General features: G+C 65.4%; 19 protein-coding genes. 15 read left to right on the top strand and 4 right to left on the bottom strand.

Annotated elements, in window-relative coordinates; translation table 11 throughout:
* The first annotated feature begins 7 nt into the window (after positions 1-7).
* From ccoG to ccoS, 4 genes are read left to right on the top strand one after another with little or no spacing between them, the layout of a single operon-like run.
* Positions 8-1474: a cytochrome c oxidase accessory protein CcoG gene (gene ccoG / locus A3AS_RS0138425; protein ID WP_018322744.1), complete on the top strand. Its 1467-nt coding sequence runs from the start codon at positions 8-10 to the stop codon at positions 1472-1474.
* A 15-nt stretch (positions 1475-1489) separates the two neighbouring features.
* Positions 1490-1981 (top strand): FixH family protein, encoded by a 492-nt coding sequence (locus A3AS_RS0138430; protein WP_018322745.1) that lies wholly within the window; start codon positions 1490-1492, stop codon positions 1979-1981.
* Between the two features lie 11 nt (positions 1982-1992).
* Positions 1993-4182: a cation-translocating P-type ATPase gene (locus tag A3AS_RS0138435; RefSeq protein WP_018322746.1), complete on the top strand. Its 2190-nt coding sequence runs from the start codon at positions 1993-1995 to the stop codon at positions 4180-4182.
* Positions 4182-4349 (top strand): cbb3-type cytochrome oxidase assembly protein CcoS, encoded by a 168-nt coding sequence (gene ccoS / locus A3AS_RS0138440; protein ID WP_018322747.1) that lies wholly within the window; start codon positions 4182-4184, stop codon positions 4347-4349. The genes A3AS_RS0138435 and ccoS overlap by 1 nt, the downstream gene beginning before the upstream one ends.
* Here the strand turns inward: ccoS and A3AS_RS0138445 are convergent.
* Both A3AS_RS0138445 and A3AS_RS0138450 read right to left on the bottom strand, forming a co-directional pair.
* Complete coding sequence (locus tag A3AS_RS0138445; RefSeq protein WP_018322748.1) at positions 4346-5548, bottom strand: MFS transporter; 1203 nt, start codon at positions 5546-5548, stop codon at positions 4346-4348. The two genes, ccoS and A3AS_RS0138445, sit on opposite strands and share 4 nt — an antisense overlap.
* Before the next feature lie 87 nt (positions 5549-5635).
* Positions 5636-6118, bottom strand: a complete 483-nt coding sequence (locus A3AS_RS0138450; RefSeq protein WP_026202806.1) for a cupin domain-containing protein — start codon at positions 6116-6118, stop codon at positions 5636-5638.
* Between the two features lie 238 nt (positions 6119-6356).
* Between A3AS_RS0138450 and A3AS_RS0138455 the strand changes: the two genes are divergently transcribed.
* Positions 6357-6641, top strand: a complete 285-nt coding sequence (locus tag A3AS_RS0138455) for a hypothetical protein (RefSeq protein WP_026202807.1) — start codon at positions 6357-6359, stop codon at positions 6639-6641.
* Between the two features lie 85 nt (positions 6642-6726).
* Positions 6727-7443 carry a peroxiredoxin-like family protein gene (locus A3AS_RS0138460; RefSeq protein ID WP_018322751.1) on the top strand — a complete coding sequence of 239 codons (717 nt, stop codon included), beginning with the start codon at positions 6727-6729 and terminating at the stop codon, positions 7441-7443.
* Positions 7444-7460: 17 nt separating this feature from the next.
* Here the strand turns inward: A3AS_RS0138460 and A3AS_RS0138465 are convergent, their stop codons facing one another.
* Positions 7461-8342, bottom strand: a complete 882-nt coding sequence (locus A3AS_RS0138465) for a LysR family transcriptional regulator (protein ID WP_026202808.1) — start codon at positions 8340-8342, stop codon at positions 7461-7463.
* A 201-nt stretch (positions 8343-8543) separates the two neighbouring features.
* Between A3AS_RS0138465 and A3AS_RS0138470 the strand changes: the two genes are divergently transcribed.
* Positions 8544-9680, top strand: coding sequence for a patatin-like phospholipase family protein (locus A3AS_RS0138470; protein ID WP_018322753.1), 1137 nt, complete (start codon positions 8544-8546; stop codon positions 9678-9680).
* 91 nt (positions 9681-9771) lie between these two features.
* Positions 9772-10722: an oxygenase MpaB family protein gene (locus tag A3AS_RS0138475; protein ID WP_018322754.1), complete on the top strand. Its 951-nt coding sequence runs from the start codon at positions 9772-9774 to the stop codon at positions 10720-10722.
* 198 nt (positions 10723-10920) lie between these two features.
* Here A3AS_RS0138475 and glgA read toward each other — a convergent pair whose 3' ends face one another.
* Positions 10921-12336: a glycogen synthase GlgA gene (gene glgA / locus A3AS_RS0138480; protein ID WP_018322755.1), complete on the bottom strand. Its 1416-nt coding sequence runs from the start codon at positions 12334-12336 to the stop codon at positions 10921-10923.
* Positions 12337-12529: 193 nt separating this feature from the next.
* Between glgA and A3AS_RS0138485 the strand changes: the two genes are divergently transcribed.
* The 7 genes from A3AS_RS0138485 to A3AS_RS0138515 all read left to right on the top strand — a co-directional run bounded on the left by A3AS_RS0138485 (position 12530) and on the right by A3AS_RS0138515 (position 20319).
* Positions 12530-13726: a CaiB/BaiF CoA-transferase family protein gene (locus A3AS_RS0138485; RefSeq protein WP_018322756.1), complete on the top strand. Its 1197-nt coding sequence runs from the start codon at positions 12530-12532 to the stop codon at positions 13724-13726.
* Positions 13727-13857: 131 nt separating this feature from the next.
* A complete protein-coding gene (locus A3AS_RS0138490; RefSeq protein WP_018322757.1) occupies positions 13858-15402 on the top strand; it encodes an ABC transporter substrate-binding protein in 1545 nt (514 codons plus the stop codon).
* 7 nt (positions 15403-15409) lie between these two features.
* On the top strand, positions 15410-16360 hold the full coding sequence (locus A3AS_RS0138495; RefSeq protein WP_018322758.1) for an ABC transporter permease: 951 nt from the start codon (positions 15410-15412) through the stop codon (positions 16358-16360).
* The gene (locus tag A3AS_RS0138500; protein ID WP_018322759.1) at positions 16347-17219 is read left to right on the top strand and encodes an ABC transporter permease; all 873 of its coding nucleotides are present in this window, start codon (positions 16347-16349) and stop codon (positions 17217-17219) included. The genes A3AS_RS0138495 and A3AS_RS0138500 overlap by 14 nt, the downstream gene beginning before the upstream one ends.
* On the top strand, positions 17216-18208 hold the full coding sequence (locus A3AS_RS0138505) for an ABC transporter ATP-binding protein (protein WP_018322760.1): 993 nt from the start codon (positions 17216-17218) through the stop codon (positions 18206-18208). Before A3AS_RS0138500 ends, A3AS_RS0138505 begins: the two co-directional genes overlap by 4 nt.
* On the top strand, positions 18205-19176 hold the full coding sequence (locus tag A3AS_RS0138510) for an ABC transporter ATP-binding protein (protein ID WP_018322761.1): 972 nt from the start codon (positions 18205-18207) through the stop codon (positions 19174-19176). Before A3AS_RS0138505 ends, A3AS_RS0138510 begins: the two co-directional genes overlap by 4 nt.
* 75 nt (positions 19177-19251) lie before the next feature.
* Complete coding sequence (locus A3AS_RS0138515) at positions 19252-20319, top strand: alcohol dehydrogenase (protein ID WP_018322762.1); 1068 nt, start codon at positions 19252-19254, stop codon at positions 20317-20319.
* The last annotated feature ends 4 nt before the right edge of the window (positions 20320-20323 follow it).

Below are 20323 nucleotides of genomic sequence, written 5' to 3' on the forward strand. Positions count from 1 at the left end.
CCAGGCGATGAACAAGACCGTGAACCCCAAAGACCTCACATCGGAAGATGACGTCGGGCCACTCTACGCAGCCCACAAGAAGGTCTATCCCCAGAGCGTCTCCGGCACGTTCCGCCGGATCAAATGGAGCCTGATGGCGATCTGCCTCGGCGTCTATTATTTCCTGCCGTTCGTGCGCTGGAACCGCGGTCTCGGCGCCCCCAGCCAGGCGGTGCTGATCGATCTTCCCAATAGCCGCTTCTACTTCTTCTTCATCGAGCTGTGGCCGCAGGAGGTCTACTACTTTACCGGCCTGTTGATCGTGGCCGCGGTGGCGCTGTTCCTGATGAACTCGGTCGGTGGTCGCATCTGGTGCGGCTATCTCTGTCCGCAGACGGTCTGGACCGACTTGTTCTATGCCGTCGAACGCCTGGTCGAGGGTGACCGGCGCGAGCGGATGAAGAAGGACAAATCGTCCGACCCGTTGAAGCTCGAGCGGATCTCCGAGATCGTGCTCAAGCATTCGATCTGGCTCATGATCGCCTGGTGGACCGGCGGCGCCTGGGTGCTCTACTTCAACGACGCGCCAACCCTGGTGAAGGAGCTCGTCACCTTCCAGGGCCCGATGATTGCCTATGTCTGGATCGGAATCCTCACGGCGACGACCTATCTGCTCGCCGGCTACATGCGCGAGCAGGTCTGTACCTATATGTGCCCGTGGCCGCGCATCCAGGCCGCGCTCACCGACGAATGGGCGCTGAATGTCACCTACCGCTACGATCGCGGCGAGAAGCGCACCTCGGTCAAGAAGGCCGCCGAACTGCGCGCGCTCGGCGAGCAGGTTGGCGATTGCGTCGATTGCTACCAATGCGTCGCGGTTTGCCCGACCGGCATCGATATCCGCAACGGACCGCAGATGGAATGCATCCAGTGCGGCCTGTGCATCGACGCTTGCGACAACGTCATGACCAAGATCGGCCGGCCGAAGCGACTGATCGGTTACGACAACGACATCAACATCCATCGCCGCCAGGAGGGCAAGGCGCCGATCTACCGGATCGTCCGGCCCCGCACCATCGTCTACAGCGCGATCATCGCGGCCATCGGCGGCTTCATGGTCTACACGCTGGCGACGCGCCGCCTGCTCGACGTCAACGTGCTGCATGATCGCAATCCGGTTGCGGTCAAGCTCAGCGACGGCTCGATCCGCAACGCCTACACGGTGCGCCTGCTGAACAAGAGCGGCTACGACCGCGCTATCGCCATCGACGTGGAGGGGCCAGCCAACCCCACGATGCATGTCGTCGGCGTCGATTCGGTGACGCCGGACCGGCCGATCATCGTGATTCCGCGCGACTCCACCAGTGAGCTGCGGCTGCTCGTCACCGCGCCAGCCGAGAACAATCCGGAGAAGTCGATTCCCGTCCGCTTTCACGTCATGGACATCGGACTAGGCGTCGCCGCGAGCGCCGTCGACAATTTCGTCGCGCCGTAGATCCAGGAGACTATCATGGCATCCGCCCCGAAGCCGCTGACCGGAACCAAAGTCTTCCTGATGCTGGTCGCCTTTTTCGGCCTCGTGATCGGCGTCAACGTCACGATGATGAAGCTCGCGATCGCGACGCTGCCCGGCACCGAGGTCGACAGCCCCTATGCCGCGGGACTGACCTATGATCGCGAGATCTCGGCAGCGCAGGACCAGACCGCGCGCAAATGGAAGGTCAACGCCCATATCGAGCGCCGCAGCGACGGCGGTGCCTTGCTTCAGGTCGAAGCACGCGATGCCGGCGGCCAGCCGATCGCCGGACTTAAATTCGGCGGCCGGCTGGAGCGGCCGACCGACAAGCGCGCCGATCTCGCCGTCGAGCTCACCGAAACCGGCATCGGCCTCTATCGCGGCAATGCCGCCTCCGTCGCGCCCGGGCAATGGGATCTGGTGATCGAGGGCGAGGCGCGGGGGACGCGCGTGTTCCTGTCGCGTAATCGCGTGATCCTGAACTGAAGGATTTCGACATGCACGTCACGCGGGACTTTTCGCACTACGTCCGGGCTGCGGCCGAGGGCGTCCAGCACATCGATCTCGCGGTCGAAGGCGTTCATTGCGCCGGATGCATGGCCAAGATCGAACGCGGCCTGTCCGCCATTCCTGACGTCACGCTGGCTCGCGTCAACCTCACCGACCGCCGCGTCGCGCTGGAATGGAAGGCTGGCACGCTCGACCCAGGTCGGTTCATCGATCGCCTCGAGGAGCTCGGCTACAAGGCCTATCCGTTCGAGACCGAGAGCGCGGAGGCGTCCGAGGTCGCCGAATCGCGTTTCCTGCTGCGCTGCCTCGGCGTCGCCGCCTTTGCCACCATGAACGTGATGATGCTATCGATCCCGGTGTGGTCGGGCAACGTCTCGGACATGCTGCCCGAGCAGCGCGACTTCTTCCACTGGCTGTCGGCGCTGATCGCATTGCCGGCGGCGGCCTATGCCGGCCAGCCGTTCTTTCGCTCGGCCTGGCGTGCGCTGTCGGCGAAGGCGACCAACATGGACGTGCCGATCTCGATCGGCGTGATCCTCGCGCTCGGCATGTCCGTAGTCGAAACCATCCACCACGCCGAGCACGCCTATTTCGACGCGGCGATCATGCTGTTGACCTTCCTGCTCGTCGGCCGCTTCCTCGACCAGAACATGCGGCGGCGGACCCGCGCGGTCGCGGGCAATCTTGCCGCGCTGAAGGCGGAGACGGCCGCGAAGTTCGTCGGCTCCGACGAGATCTCGCAGGTGCCGGTGGCCGCGATCCATCCGGGCGACATCGTGCTGCTCAGGCCCGGCGAACGCTGTGCGGTCGACGGCACCGTGATCGAGGGCCGTTCGGAGATCGACCAGAGCCTGATCACCGGCGAGACGCTCTATGTCACGGCCGGGCAGGGCACGCCGGTCTATGCGGGCTCGATGAACATCTCCGGCACGTTGCGGGTGCGAGTCTCGGCGGCGTCCGAGGCGACGCTGCTCGCCGAGATCACGCGGCTGCTCGACAACGCGCTGCAGGCGCGCTCGCGCTACATGCGGCTTGCCGACCGTGCTTCGCGTCTCTACGCGCCGGTGGTGCATGCGACCGCGCTTCTGACCATCCTCGGTTGGGTCATCGCCGGCGCGTCCTGGCATGATGCGATCGTGACGGGCGTTGCCGTGCTGATCATCACCTGTCCCTGCGCGCTGGGGCTCGCCATTCCGACCGTGCAGACGGTCGCCTCCGGCGCGATGTTCAAGTCCGGGGTGTTGCTCAATTCCGGCGATGCGATCGAGCGGCTGGCCGAAGCCGATCATGTCATCTTCGACAAGACCGGCACGCTGACGCTGCCCGATCTCGAAGTGATGAATGCCGCTAACATCCCCGCCGACATCTTCGAGCTCGCCGGCCGGCTCGCGCTGTCGAGCCATCATCCGGTCGCCGCCGCGGTCGCGCAGGCGGCCGGCGCCAGATCGCCTGTTGTCGGTGCGGTCGAAGAGGCCGGGCAGGGCGTCCGTGCGACCGTGGAGGGCGTCGAGCTTCGCCTCGGCCGCCCCTCCTTCTGCGGCGCCGAGGCGTTGGTTGGAAGCGCCGTTGTCGATCCCGAAGCTTCCATCGTCGCTTTCAGCAAGGGCAGCGAAAGGTTCATCCTCTCGGTCCGCCAGGGCCTGCGTCCGGATGCGCAGGCCGTGATCGCGGCGCTGAAGGCGCGCAACATCGGCATCGAGATTCTATCCGGCGATCGGGAGCCGGCAGTGATCGCGGCGGCCCATGCGCTGGGGATCGCTGAATGGCGTGCCGGCGTCACGCCGGCCGACAAGATCGCGCGGATCGAGGAATTGAAGCGGCGCGGCGTCAAGGTGCTGATGGTCGGCGACGGCATGAACGACGCGCCTTCGCTGGCGGCAGCCCATGTTTCGATGTCGCCGATCTCGGCCGCGCATCTGAGCCAGGCCACCGCCGATCTCGTCTTCCTCGGCCGGCCGCTGGCGCCGGTGGTTGCCGCCATCGACGCCTCGCGCAAGGCGCTGCATCTGATGCGGCAGAATCTCTGGCTTGCGATCGGCTACAATGTGCTCGCGGTGCCGGTTGCGATCAGCGGCGTCGTGACGCCCCTGATCGCGGCGGCGGCCATGAGCGGATCGTCGATCCTGGTGATGCTGAATTCGCTGCGCGCGCGTAGCGCCTCGCGGGAGATCTTGTGATGGAGATCCTGGTCATCCTGGTCCCGCTGGCGCTGATGCTCGGCGGCGCCGGTCTCGTCGCCTTCCTGTGGTCACTCAGAAGCGGCCAGTACGACGATCTCGACGGCGCCGCCTGGCGCGCCATCGCCGACGACGAACCGCCGCAGGAAGTGCCGGCCAAGCGTTAGCGCTTCAAGTTCAGTGCGAGCAGGCCAGCGGCCGCAAGGGCTATGCCCACGCCAGTCACGCAAGCGTGCCAGCCAAAGGCATCGAACAGTCGGCCGAGCACGGCGGTGCCGACGAGCCCTCCACAGAAGTAGCACGCTAGATAGGTGCCACTGGCGACGCCGCGGTGCTCGGTCGCGGTCTGCCCGACGAAGCCGGTCGCTGCCGCCTGTGCAAAGAAGGTCCCGGCCGCGACCAGCACCATTCCGGTGAGCACTTCAGGCAGCCGCCCAGTCAGCATCAGCGGCAGGCCGATGCCGGCAACGGCGAGCGAGCCCCAGATCGTCGGGCGTGCTCCGATGCGTGAGGTAACCCGCCCCGCCAGCAAGGTCGTGACGACCGAGGGCAGGAACACCAGATAGACAAGGCCAAGATCCATCATGCCGAGCGACAGCGGCGGCCGGACCAGAACGAAATTGACGAAGGTGAAGGTGCCGATGAAGGCGAACAGGATGCAAAAGCCAATGCCGTAGGCCGCGCGCAATTGCGGATTGCGCCAGTGCGCGATGGTGGCTTTGAGCGGCGAAGCCGCCGGCGCCGCCGCATGCATCGGCGGCACGCGCCTGATCGTGAAATAGACCAGCACTGCGCCGGCGAGATTGAGCGCTGCGAACAGATAGAAATTCCAGGCGAGGCCCAGGCCGTCGGCAATTGCGGCCGAGATCAGCCGGCCGACGAGGTTGCTGGCGACATTTCCGGTGATGTAGGCGGCAAAAGCGCCGCCCGCATCTATCGCGCTGCATTGCTCGCCGAGATGAGCCAGTGTCAGCGCGAAGGCAGAGGCCATGCACAGGCCCTGCGCGACGCGCAGGGCGGTGAAGACGGCGAGATTTGGCGCGATCGCCAGCAGGCCGGTCGGAAGCGCGAGCAGCGCCAGGCTGAGCAGGATGCCGGTCCGGCGGTCGATATGCGGGCTGAGAAAGCCAATCACGAGGCTGGCTGCGGCCATGCCGAACGTGCTGGCGTTGACGGCAAAGCTCATCGCCGCGGGCGTGACATCGTAATGGCGCGCCAGGGAGGGCAGGATCGCCTGCGTTGCGAAGAGATCGACGACGGTCAGGAACGCGGTGAGGCCGATCACGAGCGAGCGTAGCGCCAGACCCGGCGCCCGCGCCTCCATCGTCATGGCGGCCGGTTTGATCGGCGCGGAAAGATCGGTCATGGCGATTGTCCTGTAGGGATGCGGCGCCCGGGGAAAGTCCGGGCGCCACCTCTCGTAACGAAATGCGATGGGGCCGGGGGCGCTCGGTTACATGTGGTGGTCGTTGGGATCCTTGCGGACATCGCCGACATAGAGAATGACGGTCTCCTTGCCGAGGTTCTTCCACCAATGCGAGGTGCCGTGAACCTCGGGGCGGATGTCGCCGGCCTTGTGCACGATCGGATCGACGCAGTTGGAGGCGTATTCGACGATCTCGCCCTGTTGCACGAAAATGAGAGCGGGGCGGTCGTCATGGCTATGCCAGGGCACGATGCCGCCGGGCTCGATGGTCAGCTTGCGGAAGCGCAGCTCGCGGCCCTCGATATGCGCCGGCTGCTTGCCGAGGTCGATCGCGCCCAGCGTGACGTCGGTCACCCCGACGGGTTTGTAGTCGACCATCTGCTGGGCGTTCGGCTTGATCTTGCCGGCCGGACATTCGCCGGCAACGACCGGCTGCGCCGAGAGCGTCAGCGCGCCGACGATGGCAAGGCCCGGCCAGATCAGACGCGACAAGGCATGGCTCTTGGACATGGAAAGGTCTCCTGTGTTGGCCGCAACCCCGCTGGTCGCCGGCGATGACGGGAGCTTCATCGAGATCGCGTCCATCCTGAAATGCCGGCTTGCTCTCGATGCGATAGCGGCGCGCTATGTCGATGCGCAGCGGCTATCGATCCGATTGCGCAATGGCATTTCCGCTTTCGTAGCATCCGGCGTTCGATGACAGGGCGCCCCATTGGCGGGCGTTCACGTCAATTTGGAGGAGCACCCCATGCCGAAATTGTCCAAGACCCTGATCGCCACCGCTGCGTTTGCGGTCATCGCCACCTCGGCCTTTTCGGAGGCCGCCTGGGACTTCAAGGCCGGGATGGCCTATGTCTATGGCGGCCCCGGCAAGATGTCGGCGATGGCCATGGCGCCGGCCGAGAAGAACCACGAGGCGATGATGAAGAACGCCAAGAAGGTGCCCGACAACACCGTCTTCTTCATGAGCAATGGGTCGATGTACACCACCTCGGGACGGCTCGATCCGACCGGCAATTTCTACGTGAACTGAACGGGCCCTGGCATCGTGGCCGCCCCCTTGCGGGCGGCCGAACCGGGAAACTAATATTCGCCGAAGGGAATGCCGGAGCAGAAAGATGACAGCTCTCTCGCCAGCCGACGCGGAACAGCTCAGGCTTGCCTTCCAGCGCTGCCGCGACATGGACGGTACGCTGAACGATCAGCTCCGCGCCTATGCCGATGCCAGCCGTGCGGTCTTTCCGGCGTATGGTGAGGCCGTCGATCGACTGGTGGCGAGATTGGGCGGGAACGGCGGTGGTGAAACCGCGCCGCGCCCGAGCGATGCGATGCCGCCGTTCATGCTGCCGGACGAGTCCGGGCGTCTCGTCACGTTGCCGTCGCTGCTGGAGCGCGGTCCGCTCGCCGTGATGTTCTTCCGCGGCCATTGGTGTCCCTATTGCCGGCTCAATGTCCGCGCGGTGGTTCAGGCGCTCGATCGCATCGAGGCCATGGGTGCGCAGATCGTTGCAGTGATGCCGGAGACGCAGGAATACACGAGGCAGCTCAAGGCTGAATCCGGCGCGCCGTTTCCGATCCTGACCGATCTCGACAACGGCTATGCGCTGTCGCTCAATCTCGCGATCTGGCTCGGCGCCGAGATCCAGGACCTGTTGTCCTACCAGGACATGGCGAAGTTCCACGGCAATGACGGCTGGATGCTGCCGATCCCGGCCGTGTTCGTGGTCGGCCGCGACGGAATCGTGAAGGCCCGCTTCGTCGATCCCGATTTCCGCAAGCGCATGGAGATCGATGATCTGCTCGCAGCGCTGGAGAGCGCGGGCAGGGAGAACTGAGCGCTCGCGACGCGGGCTTATCCTGCAGTTTCCCGCCAGTCGGCGCCGCGCAGCATACGCATCACGGCGTTGGCGACCGCCGTGCGTTGCCGGCCGGCGACCCCGTAAAGGCTGACGGTGCGGCGGGCGTCGAGCCCGGCGACCGTGGCGCGCGTCAGTGTCTGCGGCAGGGGCGAAGTGTGCGGCATCATGGCGACGCCGATGTCGGCCTCGACCAGCTCGATCACGTCGCGCTCGCTCGAAATCTCGTGGCCATGCTCGATGCCGTGCTCACGCAGGCTGGCGGAGATGCGGCGCGAGTGCTCGCAGAACGTCCGGCCCAGCAATTGCTCCGAGCGCAGATCGTCCAGTTCGATGCTGCTGCGCCCGGCCAGCCGATGCCCGTCGCCAACGACGAGCTCGAAGCTCTCGGTGAACAGCGGCCAGGCGTCGAGCCGGTCCCAGGCCTCGTCGATCTCGGCGGCGATGCCGAGCTCGGCCTCGCCCTTCTTGAGGAATTCACCGACCTCGCGGCTCGTCCCGCGCAGGAAGCGAAGCTCGAGCCGGTTGAACTGTCGCCTGATCTCGTTGAGATGGGGAATCAGCAGTGCGAGGTCGATCGAATGCGTCAGCGCGATACGGAGCGCGCCGACCTCTCCGCTTTTGAACGAAGAGGCGAGCGAGCGCGCGCCGGCGGCGGCGTCGAAGCATTGCTTCAGGAGCGGATGCATGCGCTGGCCGAGCTCGGTCAGTTGCGCGGCCGGCCGCTCGCGGCGGAACAGGTCGCCGCCAAGCTCGGCCTCGAGCTGCTTGATCGCGCGCGTCAGCGAGGGCTGCGTGACGTTGCACTCCTCCGCCGCGCGCGTGAAATTGAGCAGCTGCGCTACCGCGAGGAAATAGCGGACCTGATGCATTTCCATGGATCGGCTCCCGGCGAAATCGGCCCCAAATCTAACCGATCGGAGCGGGAAATGACATCCCGGCGGCGATAGCGCGGACGTATGGACTTGGAAGCCAGCTGGCATTTCAAAAGATCCCGCCATCTCTTAAAATGATCGCGGGTAACAATGCCGCCGCGTCCGACGAAAATTCGACCGGTGCAGGCTCACCAGGAGCGAACCATGAACGGCATGAAGGGCAAAGGTGCGGATATCCCAGGTCAGGTCGTCCTCGTGCTGCAAGGCGGCGGTGCGCTCGGCTCCTATCAGGCGGGTGTCTACCAGGCGCTGCATGAGGCCGGCATCGAGCCGGACTGGGTCATCGGCACCTCGATCGGAGCCATCAATGCGAGCCTCATCGCAGGCAACGCGCCGGAGCATCGGGTCGCTCGCTTGAGGGAATTCTGGAAGCGGATGGAGCAGAATCCAGTCTGGGACTGGCGCGCCGCGTTTCCAGGCTTCAATGAGAAGCTGGCTTATTGGTCGACGGTCACTCACGGCATTCCAGGTTTCTTTCGGCCCAATCCGCTGGCGCATGCCGGCGATTCCTATCCGCTCGGTGCCGACAATGCGGGCTATTATTCGACCGTACCGCTGGAGAAGACTCTGAGCGAGCTGGTCGATTTCGACCTCGCCAATCGCTGCGCGCCGCGCCTGACGGTCGGTGCGGCCCATGTCGGGACCAGTGAAATGCGCTATTTCGACAGCCGCGACGGCGAACTGACGGTCAAGCATATAATGGCGTCGGGCGCGTTGCCGCCGGCTTTCCCGGCGGTGCGCATCGACGGCGAGCTCTACTGGGACGGCGGCATCCTGTCGAACACGCCGACGGAAGCGGTGTTCGATGACAACCCGCGCAGGGATTCGCTGATCTTCTCGGTGCATTTGTGGAATCCCGTCGGGGCCGAGCCGAGCACCATGGCGGAGGTGCTGAACCGGCACAAGGACGTGCAATATTCCAGCCGCATTTCGAGCCAGATTGCGCGCCAGCAGCAGGCCCATCGTCTGCGTCATGTCATCAACCAGCTCGCGGCACGGCTTTCGGAGGTCGAGCGCAACGATCCTGCTGTGAGGGAGTTGACGAGCTACGGCTGTCCGACCCGCATGCACGTGGTGCGGCTGCTCGCGCCGCAGCTCGAGCGCGAGACCCATACCAAGGATATCGACTTCAGCCCGTCGGGAATCACGCGGCGTTGGCACGCTGGTTATGCGCACACGAAGTCGGTGCTTGCGCGCAAGCCTTGGATCGGCGAATTCGATCCGCTCGCCGGCGTGGTGCTGCACGAGCATATGGAGGAGATGCCGATTGCGGCGGAGTGAGGGCCTTGCGCGTTGTTGTCTGGCGCAGTGACGATTTCCCGACGGAGCGGTCTGGGCTATTGTTGCGCCGTCTTCGTCGCGAGGCTTGCAATTGGTCGCTGAAAAGGATCTCGAGGCAACGCTCGATCTGGTCCGCGCCAACGCGGCGGGGCCGGTGGCGGGCGTGTTCGGTCCTGAGACGCTGACCTGGCGGATCGACCGGGAGGCCGTCATCTTTCTCGGCGCCGGCCGCGCCTTGTTGCTGCAACTGGCGCATCCCTGGGTCGCCGCCGCCATCGCCGAGCATTCGAAAACCCTGGCCGACCCGATCGGCCGCTTCCATCGCACCTTCGATATCGTCTTTGCCATGGTGTTCGGCTCGCTCGACCGTGCCTTGCGCTCGTCCCGGCAGCTGCACCGGCGGCACAGCATGATCGTCGGAGAGATGCCCGATACGGTCGGCCCCTTTGCGGCAGGCTCGCGCTACTGCGCCAACGATATCCCCTCGCTGCGTTGGGTCCATGCGACGCTGGTCGAGACAGCACTGATGGCGCACGAGCTGGTTCTACCGCCATTCTCGGTGGAGGAGCGCGAGCGCTACTGGACCGAGAGCCGGATGTTCGGTGCGTTGTTTGGATTGACGGCGGATGATCTGCCCGCGGACTGGGCCGGCTTTACGGCCTACACCGCGGCGATGGCGCAGTCGGATACGCTGACCGTGAGCCCGGCGGCGCGCGAGATCGCGGCGCAGATTTTTGACGGCGCGCGTCCGTGGTTGCGGCCGCCGCGATGGTATCGCGCGCTGACGGCGAGCCTGTTGCCGGAACGATTGCGCGCCGGCTTCGGGTTTGAGCTCGGCGAGCGGGAGGTCAGATCGGCCGACAACGCGCTACGTTGGATCCGGCGGATCTATCCGACATTGCCGGACAGGCTGCGCTATGTCGGCCCCTACCAGGAAGCGCAGGCGCGGCTGCGAGGCGAAGCGCAGCCGGACTGGATGACGCGCTGCCTCAACAGGGCGTGGATCGGGCGGCCGCAAATGGATGTGCGCGGGAGAGGGTGAGGGTCGCCGCCTGTAGCCCCGTCATCCTGAGGTGCGAATGGCGCGATGCAAAAGCATCGCGCAGGGAGCCTCGAAGGATGCACGGCCCCGCTGCTGCAGCCGGGCCGTCGCCCTTCGAGGGCCGCTGAAGAAGCGGCCACCTCAGGGTGACGGGGAGAGATAAGCCTCGCAATGACCGAGCGTGCGGAAGCGCCTCTCTCACACCGAAGCCAGCTTCCGGTACAGCGCGCTGTAGCTCCCCGCCGAGATGCTCCAGGAGAACGACCGTCCCATGGCGCTGCGGCGCATGGTGTCGAGCTGGTCCTGGGCCATGAAAGCGGAGAAAGCCCGGCGGACACCGCCAAGGAAGGACTCGCGCGAGGGCCTCGAGAACAGGAAGCCGGTCTCGCCGTCGGTGATGGTTTCGGCAAGGCCGCCGGTCTGGTGACCGATCGGCAGCGAGCCGAAGCGCTGGGCGTACATCTGGCTGAGCCCGCACGGCTCGAAGCGCGAGGGCATCAGGGTGAAATCGCTGCCGGCAAAGATACGGCGCGCCTGGGCATCGTTGAAGCCGATCACCACCCCGATGGCGTCGGGGCGGCGACGATGCGCGTCGATCAGAGCCTGCTCCAGCGCCGGCTCGCCGGAGCCGGTGACCACGATCTGTCCGCCGGCATCGATGATCTCGTCGGCCGCTGACAGCACGAGGTCGATGCCCTTCTGGTGCACGAGACGCGCGACGATGCCGAACATCGGGCCGCGCGAGACCGCTAAGCCGAACTGCTTGCGGACGTAATCCGCATTGGCCCTCTTGCCGACCCAGTCGCCGGCGCCGAACTGCTGGGCGAGCTGGGCACAGGAGCGCGGGTCCCAGCTCTCGTCGATGCCGTTGAGGATGCCGGTGAGCTCGGATGCGTCCGAGCGCAGGCGGAGCAGGCCCTCCAGGCCGCAGCCGAACTCGGCCGTGGTGATCTCGCGCGCATAGGTGCCGCTCACGGTGGTGAGGTGCGAGGCGTAGACGAGGCCGGCCTTGAGGAAGGAGAGCTGGTCGTAGAACTCGACGCCGTCGATGTGGAAAGAGCTTTCCGGTGCGCCGATCCGCCGCAACGAGTCCTTCGGGAAGAGGCCCTGGTAGGCGAGGTTGTGAATGGTCAGGATCGAGGGCAGCTTGGAGCCGCGCCAGGCGAGATAGGCCGGCACGAGCGAGGCCTGCCAGTCATTGGCATGGATCAGGTCTGCTGCCCAATTCTTGTCCAGGTTGCCCATGGCCAGCTCAGCGGCGGCCGAGGCAAAGCGCGCGAAGCGGATGTCGTTGTCCGGCCAGTCACGCCCGGACTCGTCGCCATAGGGGTTACCGGGCCGGTCGTAGAGTTGCGAGCAGAGCAGCACGTAGACCGGCAGGCCGTCCTTGGTCGCTGCCCGTCCGAGCGAGCAGGCCGGCATCTCCGCGAGCGCCGGGCAGCGCCCAACGATCTGAATATGCGTGAGTTGCTCGATGATGTCGCGATAGCCGGGCAGCATGATCCGGATATCGGCAAAGGAGCGAAGGGCGCGGGGCAGCGCAGCGGACACCGCTCCAAGGCCGCCTACGCGGACGAAGTCGTCCAACTCCGTGGTGACGAACAAGACCCTCAAGAACAGCTGCCCTCTGTCGATCCCGTTCGCTTGCTATGCAAGAACGGGTCCAGTTGTCCGGGAATTCTTAAAGCCCGCCTACGCGGCGCATCGGTTCGGTAAACACTTTCCTACTCGGCCGCCGCCCTCTAGGGTCGCCGCATCAACAACAGAGAACTTCGAGAGTTCCTGAGACCCAAGGACGTGAGCAGGCATGCAGCTAGCAGATAAGCATGAGGGGACGACGACAAAAGCCTTCGCCGGGCTCAGGGTCCTGGATTTTTCGACCACCATCGCCGGCCCGCACTGCGCGCGGATGCTTGCCGACATGGGCGCCGAGGTCATCAAGATCGAGACCGACGGCGGGGAGACGATGCGGACCCGGCCGCCGCTGCGCAAGGGGTGCAGCACCGCGTTCGGCCAGCTCAATGTCGGCAAGAAGAGCGTCGTGCTCGACCTCAAGTCCGAGGAGGGCAAGGAGGCGGTGCGCCGTCTGGCCGCGACATCAGACATCCTGGTCGAGAACTTTCGTCCCGGCGTGATGCACCGACTGCGGCTCGACTACGATAGGCTGCGCACCGTCAACCCGAGGCTGATCTACTGCTCGATCTCAGGCTACGGCCAGACCGGCCCCTCGGCCGAGCTGCCGGCTTATGCTCCGGTGATCCATGCGGCCTCCGGCTATGACATGGCGCATCTGGCCTACCAGCCCGGCCGCAATCGTCCTGATTATTGCGGCATCTATCACGCCGACGTCGTCACCGGCACCTATGGCTTCGGCGCGATCGCTTCGGCGCTCTATCAGCGGACCGTGACCGGCCTTGGCCAGCACATCGATGTGTCGATGCTGGAATCGATGCTGTCACTGACGCTGACCGAATTGCAGAGCGCGCAATTCGCCGTGAAGCCACCGCCGCGCCCGATGTTCGGCCCGACCGAGACGGCAAGCGGCTATGTCATGATCACGGTCGCCAGCGAGAAGACGTTCCAGGGATTGATGGGCGTGATCGGTCACCCCGAATGGATCTCCGATCCGCGCTTTGCGACCTATGCCGCGCGCCGCGAGAATTGGGCGGAGGTGATGGATGGCGTCGAAGCCTGGTCGCGGGAACTCACGACCGATGCGTGTCTCGCAGCGCTAGGGGCTGCCGGCGTGCCGGCGTCGGCCTATCGTACCGTGTCCGAGGCGCTGGCCGATCCGCAGCTCGCGCACCGGCAGGCGCTTTCCGAGGTGCGGGACGAGGGCGGCTCCTTTCAGGTGCTCAACCTGCCATTTCGGATGTCGGGTGCCGATACCACGCCGGCCAAGACGATGGCCGTGCTCGGCGAGCATACGGATGCGCTGCGCGAGGAGATCAGCCTCGGCGATGATGCATCAATTCCGACAGGCAAAACTGCCGCGACAGGCTGAGCACCATTACGCCGCACGTGCGGCGTGTGATCTGTCGCGCGTTCCTCTTGCCGTGGCGAGCTTTTGTCGCCAATCTCGTCCCCAGTCATTCAACGATCCGAAACATCGGACGAGGGATCCCGGGAGGAACCATGACGAACATCGCTGCCGCAGCGCGCAAGCACGCGCCGATTTTCCTTGTTGCGGCATTTGCCCTCCTTCCGCTGGCCGGGCCGGTGCAGGCACAGAAGCCGGGCGGCAGCATCACAGTCGGCCAGGAGCTGGAGATTGCGGGCTTCGATCCGCTCAAGGTCGGTGTCTACGACACCTCCACCTTCACCGCTGCCGCCGCGATCTTCGATACGCTGACCACGCTCGACGACAAGGGCGAAGCCGCGCCAAAGCTCGCGATGTCCTGGACTCATTCCGACGATTACAAGAGCTGGACCTTCAAGCTGCGCCAGGGCGTGACATTCCACGACGGCACGCCGTTCAATGCGCAGGCCTTCAAGGAGAATTTCGACCGACAGAAGGACCCCGCCAACAAGTGCCGCTGTGCCTTCTACATCACCAACGTCAAGGAGGTGCTGGCGCCGGACGAAACCACCGTTGTCTTCAATCTGACCGATCCCTCGGTGAACTGGCCGGCGGTGATCACAATCCAGAGCTCCAACAACGTCATTCATTCGCCGACGGCGTGGAAGACCAAGGGTGACGACTACAATCGCAATCCCGTCGGCACTGGTCCCTACATCCTGAAATCATGGACCGCAGGCGACCGCATGGTGCTGGAGAAGAATCCCAATTACTGGGACAAGGGCCGGCCCTATCTCGATCGCATCATCCTGAAGCCGCTGCCCGATGCACAGTCGCGCTTCGCCTCGCTGCAATCGGGCGAGGCCGACATCATCTGGGACGACGAGAACGACGCCGACAACATTATGAGGGCGCAGAAGGACTCCAAGCTCACGGTGCACACCTACAAGGGCTCGGGCGCCCAGGTCTACGCCTTCAACACCAAGGTCGCGCCGTTCGACGATGTCCGCGTGCGTCAGGCGCTGGTGATGGCGCTCGACCGCCCGAAAATGTCGCAGGCGATCAGCAACGGCCTGAGCCGGCCCGCGACCAATCCCTATGGCGATGGCTCCTGGGTCAAATGCAAGGACGACGGCGCGCTGCCGTTCGACGTCGAGAAGGCCAAGGCGCTGATCAAGGAGTACGGCAAGCCGGTCGAGTTCAAGATGCTGGTGACCGCGACGCCGCGCGGCCGCATGATCGGCCAGGTGCTCCAGCAATTCTGGAAGCGCGTCGGCGCCAGCATGGAGATCGAGCAGGTCGATCAGGCCACCATTCCCTCGCGCGCCTTTACACGCCAGTTCCAGATGACGCCATGGCGCATCGTCGATCTCGCCGATCCCGACCCGCAGATGTACGCGAATTTTCGCAGCGGCAGCCCGCTGGCACTGGCCGGTTTCTCGAATCCCGAGCTCGACAAGCTGCTGGACCACGCGCGCGTCACCGCCGACCTCGGCCAACGCACCGAGGATTACTGCGCCATCAGCCGCCTGATCAACAAGGAGGCAATCTGGTTCTGGACCTTCCAGAATACTTACTACGCGCTATCGAGCGCCAAGCTGAAGGGCTTCCCGAAGATCTACAATGGCGTGATCGACGTTTCGACGACCTGGCTGGAATGATGGCGCGATGCTGAACTTCGTCGTTCGGCGGCTGCTTGCCATGCTGCCGGTGCTGCTCGCCGTCTCGCTGCTGACATTCCTGATCGCCTCGCTGCTGCCGGGTGATCTTGCTCTCGTCATCCTCGGCGATCAGGCGACGCCGGAGAATGTCGCGGCGCTACGCCGGGACATGGGGCTCGACCAGCCGCTGTGGTGGCGTTACCTGAGCTGGCTCGGTCACGTCTTGCAGGGCGATCTCGGCCGCTCGTTCCGTACCGGGCAGACGGTGCTTCAGGCGGTCGCCGAGCGCATTCCGGTCTCGCTGCAATTGATGCTGATGGCCGAGTTCATCGGCCTCTTGATCGGCGTCCCAGTTGCGATCGCCTGCGCCGCGCGCGCCGGCGGCGCGTTCGACCGCTTCATGACGGGCAGTGCGTTTGCGATGCTGTCGATGCCGTCGTTCCTGGTGGCGATCCTGCTGATCTATCTGTTCGCGGTCGAGCTGCACTGGCTGCCGGCGACCGGCTACGTGCCGTTCACCGAGGAGCCGCTCAGCAATCTGCGCTTCTTCGTGCTGCCGGCACTGACGCTGGCACTGGCGGAATGGCCGGGAATCATGCGGGTGCTGCGCTCCGACATGATCGCGACCTTGCAGGAGGATTATATCGCGCTCGCCAAGGCCAAGGGTCTCAAGCCCGCGCGTATCCTGTTCGTGCATGCGCTCAAGCCCTCGTCGCTGACGCTGGTGACGGTCACAGGCATCAATATCGGCCGCCTGCTCGGCGGCACGCTGATCGTGGAATCGATCTTCGCGCTACCGGGCATCGGCCGACTTCTAGTCGGGGCGATCTATACCCGCGACCTCGTCATCCTCCAGGGCGTGGTGCTGCTGGTCGCCTGCGGCTTCGTCATCGTGAATTTCATCGTCGACATGCTCTACGCCGTGCTCGACCCCAGGATCCGCCATGGCCACGCTTGAGCTCTCGATGCAGGACGAGGCGGTGCCCGTGCCGGTCGGCCGCAAGCGCAGGCTCGGCCTGTTGTTCTGGATCGCGAGTGCCTGGCTCGCAATCATCCTGACGCTCGCGATCCTCGCGCCGGTGCTGCCGCTGCAGAACCCTGTAGACATGGACATGCTGGAGCGCCGTGCGGCGTTTTCTTCCGAGCACTGGCTCGGCACCGATGGGCTCGGCCGCGACGAGCTCTCCCGCCTGATTTTCGGGGCGCGGGTGTCGCTGACTGTCGGGCTGATCGCGCCGATGATCGGCCTTACGCTCGGCGGCGCGCTTGGGCTGCTCGCCGGCTATTTCCGTGGCCGGTTCGAGACATTGGTGGTGGGCAGCATGGACGTGCTGCTCGCTTTTCCGCCGCTGATCTTCGCGCTCGCCGTGACCGCCTATCTCGGCCAGTCCGTTCCCAACCTCACCTTGATTCTCGGTGTGCTCGGCATTCCCGCGTTTATGCGCGTGGCGCGCGCGGCGACGCTGAGCTTGGCTCGCCGCGAGTTCGTGATCGCGGCCGAGGCATTAGGTGCCAGCCATGCGCGCATCCTCATGCGCGAGCTGTTGCCGAACGTGATCCTGCCGCTGCTGGCCTTCTTCCTGCTCGGCGTCGCCGTCACCATCGTGGTCGAGGGTGCGCTGTCCTTCCTCGGTCTCGGCGTGCCGCCGCCGATGGCGAGCTGGGGCAGCATGATCGGCGAGGGGCGCGACAGCCTCGACGTCGCGCCGCGGCTGGCGTTCCTGCCGGCGGCCGGACTGTTCCTCACCGTGCTGGCCTTCAATCTGGTCGGCGACACCTTGCGGGCACTGACCGACCCGCGTCAGGGGGCGCTGTGAGCGCTGCGCTGCTGACCATCGAGGACGTTGCAGTCGAGCTACCGACGCCTCGCGGCAATCTGCGCGCCGTGGATCATGTCGACCTGTCGCTGGAGGCGGGCCGCACGCTCGGGATCGTCGGCGAATCCGGTTGCGGCAAGACCATGCTGTCGCGCGCGGTGCTTCAACTGCTGCCGAAAAAAGCAAGGCTCACGGGACGCGTGATGTTCGACGGCCAGGACCTGGTGCGACTCGATGCGGAACGCTTGCGTCGCTTGCGCGGGCGCGATCTCGCAGTCGTGTTCCAGGACCCCATGACCTCGCTCAACCCGGTGCTGACCATCGGCACGCAGTTGATGGAGACGATCCAGGAGCATCTCGAGCTCGACGTCTCCGCGGCACGGAAGCGCAGCATCGAGCTGCTGGCGGCCGTCGGCATTCCCGCGCCGGAGCAGCGGCTCGCGCAATATCCGCATCAATGTTCCGGCGGCATGCGCCAGCGCATTGCGATTGCGATCGCGCTGTCCTGCGAGCCGAAGCTCTTGATTGCGGACGAGCCGACCACGGCGCTCGACGTCACCATCCAGGCGCAGATCCTCGATCTGCTCGCGCGCGAGCAGCGCCGCCGCCACATGGCCATGATCATCATCACCCACGATCTCGGCGTCGTCGCCGGCCGGGCCGACGAGGTCGCGGTGATGTACGCGGGCAGGGTGGTGGAGCGCGCGCCGACGCAAGCCTTGTTCAAGCGTATGCACATGCCCTACACCGAAGCGCTGCTGGCGGCGATCCCGAAGCTGGATGCCGCGCCGCATACGCCGCTGCCGGCGATCTCCGGCCGTCCGCCCGATCCGACACGACCGCCCAAGGGCTGCTCCTTCGCGCCGCGCTGCCGCTATGCCGCTAGCCGCTGTCATGAGGCCAAGCCCGACCTGAAAAGCGCTGAGAGGCCCGATCATCTCTATGCCTGCTTCCATCCGATCCAGATGGCGGAAGGAATCGGCGCATGATGCAGCTTGCCGCGCGCGTCGAGCCGTTGCTGAACGTCGACAATCTCGTGGTCGAATATGGCCTCGGCAACAAGACGGTGCACGCCGTCTCCGGCGTCAGCCTCCAGGTCGCGCGCGGCGAGACGCTCGGGCTGGTCGGAGAATCCGGCTGCGGCAAGTCGACGCTGGGGCGCGCCGTGTTGCAATTGCGCCGCGCCAAATCCGGCCGGGTGCTGTTCGACGGCGAGGACCTGACCGCGATGGAGGGCGAGGCGCTGCGCAAGATGCGGCGCCGCGTGCAACTGATTTTTCAGGATCCGATCGCCTCGCTCAATCCGCGCCGTCGCATCGGCGACATCGTGGCCGAACCGCTGAGCATCGCCGGCGTCAGGGATGCCGCCGAGCGCAAGCGTCGGGTTTACGAGGTGCTCTCTGCGGTCGGGCTCGATCCCGATCTCGTCGCGGGCCGCCTGCCGCATGAGTTCTCCGGCGGGCAGTGCCAGCGCATCTGTATCGCGCGATCGCTGGTGCTTAACCCCGAGTTCATCGTCTGCGACGAGCCGGTCTCGGCGCTGGACGTCTCCATCCGCGCTCAAATCCTCAATTTGCTGGAGGAGATGAAAGCGCGCTTCGGCCTGACGCTGTTGTTCATCGCGCATGATCTCGCGGTGGTCAAAGCGGTCAGCGACCGCGTCGCGGTGATGTATCTCGGCCGGCTTTGCGAGGTCGGTCCGTCGGAGCAATTGTTTGCAAATCCGGCGCATCCCTATACCGGGCTCTTGTTGCAGGCGATCCCGGTGCCCGATCCGGATATGCGTCCCGCCGAGAGTGTGGCAGCGGGTGAGCCACCATCGCCGATTGCGCCGCCGTCCGGCTGCCGCTTCCGCACCCGTTGCCCGCGGGCCGACCAGCGATGCAGCGCTGAGATACCGGAGTTGCGCGAAATCGCACCCGGCCAGTTCGCGGCTTGCCATCATCCGCTGGCCTGAACTAAGACCGGTTTGTCTCGCCTTGCCGGCCATGGCATGGTGGCGCGGCGACAAGAAGAATGCGGGAGGACGCCGATGAAGAGTTTCAAGGTTGCCGATTTCAAGGCGCCGCTGCAGGAGTTCGACGAGGCGACGCCGCAGCCGTCGGGCACGCAGGTGCTGATCAAGGTGAAGGCCGCCGGCGTCTGCCACAGCGATCTCCACATCTGGGAGGGCGGCTACGATCTAGGCCACGGCCGCAAGCCGCTGTCGCTGAAGGACCGCGGCATCAACCTGCCGCTGACCATGGGTCACGAGACGGTCGGCGAAATCCTGGCCTTCGGCCCCGACGTGAAACCGACCGACCAGGGCGACCTCAAGCTCGGCGAAGTCGGCCTGGTCTATCCCTGGATCGGCTGCGGCAAATGCGCGACGTGCCTGGCCGGTGACGAGAACATGTGCCTGACGCCGCGCTCGCTCGGCGTCTATTGCGACGGCGGCTATTCCGATCACATGCTGGTGCCGCATCCGCGCTACCTGCTCAATCTGAAAGGGCTCGACCCGGCGACGACCGCGCCCTATGCCTGCTCGGGCGTCACCACCTACAGCGCGCTCAAGAAGGTCGAGCAGCATTTCGACACCCCGATCGTGATGTTCGGCGCGGGCGGGCTTGGCCTGATGGCGCTGTCGCTGCTGAAGGCGATGGGCGGCAAGGGCGCGATCATGGTCGATATCGATGCCAGGAAGCGTGAGGCGGCGGAGAAGGCCGGCGCGCTCGCCACCGTCGACCCCAAGGCGCCGGATGCGCTGGAGCAGCTTGCCAAGAAGGCGGGCGGGCCGATCCGCGCCGTGATCGACCTCGTCGGCAATGCCGCGACGACGCAGCTTGGATTCGACTGCCTGACCAAGGGCGGCAAGCTCGTGATCGTTGGCCTGTTCGGCGGCGGCGCGACCTGGGCGCTGCCGCTGATTCCGATCAAGGCAGTGACGATTCAGGGCAGCTATGTCGGAAACCTGCGCGAGACGCAGGAATTGCTCGATCTCGTCCGCACCAAGAAGGTGCCGCCGATCCCGGTGACGACGGCACCGCTCGCCAAGGCCAACGACGCGCTGGTGCAATTGCAGCAGGGCGCGGTGGTCGGGCGCACAGTGCTGACGCCGTAGTGAA

The organism is Bradyrhizobium sp. WSM2793 (genome assembly GCF_000379585.1).
Taxonomy (GTDB): Bacteria; Pseudomonadota; Alphaproteobacteria; order Rhizobiales; family Xanthobacteraceae; genus Bradyrhizobium.

Bases quoted from the DNA above. Each gene is read 5' to 3' on its own strand.
- A3AS_RS0138515 (WP_018322762.1), top strand. From the start codon at position 19,252: ATGAAGAGTTTCAAGGTTGCCGATTTCAAGGCGCCGCTGCAGGAGTTC.
- A3AS_RS0138470 (WP_018322753.1), top strand. From the start codon at position 8,544: ATGAACGGCATGAAGGGCAAAGGTGCGGATATCCCAGGTCAGGTCGTC.
- A3AS_RS0138500 (WP_018322759.1), top strand. From the start codon at position 16,347: ATGGCCACGCTTGAGCTCTCGATGCAGGACGAGGCGGTGCCCGTGCCG.
- A3AS_RS0138445 (WP_018322748.1), bottom strand. From the start codon at position 5,548: ATGACCGATCTTTCCGCGCCGATCAAACCGGCCGCCATGACGATGGAG.
- ccoS (WP_018322747.1), top strand. From the start codon at position 4,182: ATGGAGATCCTGGTCATCCTGGTCCCGCTGGCGCTGATGCTCGGCGGC.
- A3AS_RS0138460 (WP_018322751.1), top strand. From the start codon at position 6,727: ATGACAGCTCTCTCGCCAGCCGACGCGGAACAGCTCAGGCTTGCCTTC.
- A3AS_RS0138430 (WP_018322745.1), top strand. From the start codon at position 1,490: ATGGCATCCGCCCCGAAGCCGCTGACCGGAACCAAAGTCTTCCTGATG.
- A3AS_RS0138490 (WP_018322757.1), top strand. From the start codon at position 13,858: ATGACGAACATCGCTGCCGCAGCGCGCAAGCACGCGCCGATTTTCCTT.
- A3AS_RS0138465 (WP_026202808.1), bottom strand. From the start codon at position 8,342: ATGGAAATGCATCAGGTCCGCTATTTCCTCGCGGTAGCGCAGCTGCTC.
- A3AS_RS0138495 (WP_018322758.1), top strand. From the start codon at position 15,410: ATGCTGAACTTCGTCGTTCGGCGGCTGCTTGCCATGCTGCCGGTGCTG.
- A3AS_RS0138510 (WP_018322761.1), top strand. From the start codon at position 18,205: ATGATGCAGCTTGCCGCGCGCGTCGAGCCGTTGCTGAACGTCGACAAT.
- A3AS_RS0138435 (WP_018322746.1), top strand. From the start codon at position 1,993: ATGCACGTCACGCGGGACTTTTCGCACTACGTCCGGGCTGCGGCCGAG.
- A3AS_RS0138450 (WP_026202806.1), bottom strand. From the start codon at position 6,118: ATGTCCAAGAGCCATGCCTTGTCGCGTCTGATCTGGCCGGGCCTTGCC.
- A3AS_RS0138485 (WP_018322756.1), top strand. From the start codon at position 12,530: ATGCAGCTAGCAGATAAGCATGAGGGGACGACGACAAAAGCCTTCGCC.
- ccoG (WP_018322744.1), top strand. From the start codon at position 8: ATGAACAAGACCGTGAACCCCAAAGACCTCACATCGGAAGATGACGTC.
- A3AS_RS0138455 (WP_026202807.1), top strand. From the start codon at position 6,357: ATGCCGAAATTGTCCAAGACCCTGATCGCCACCGCTGCGTTTGCGGTC.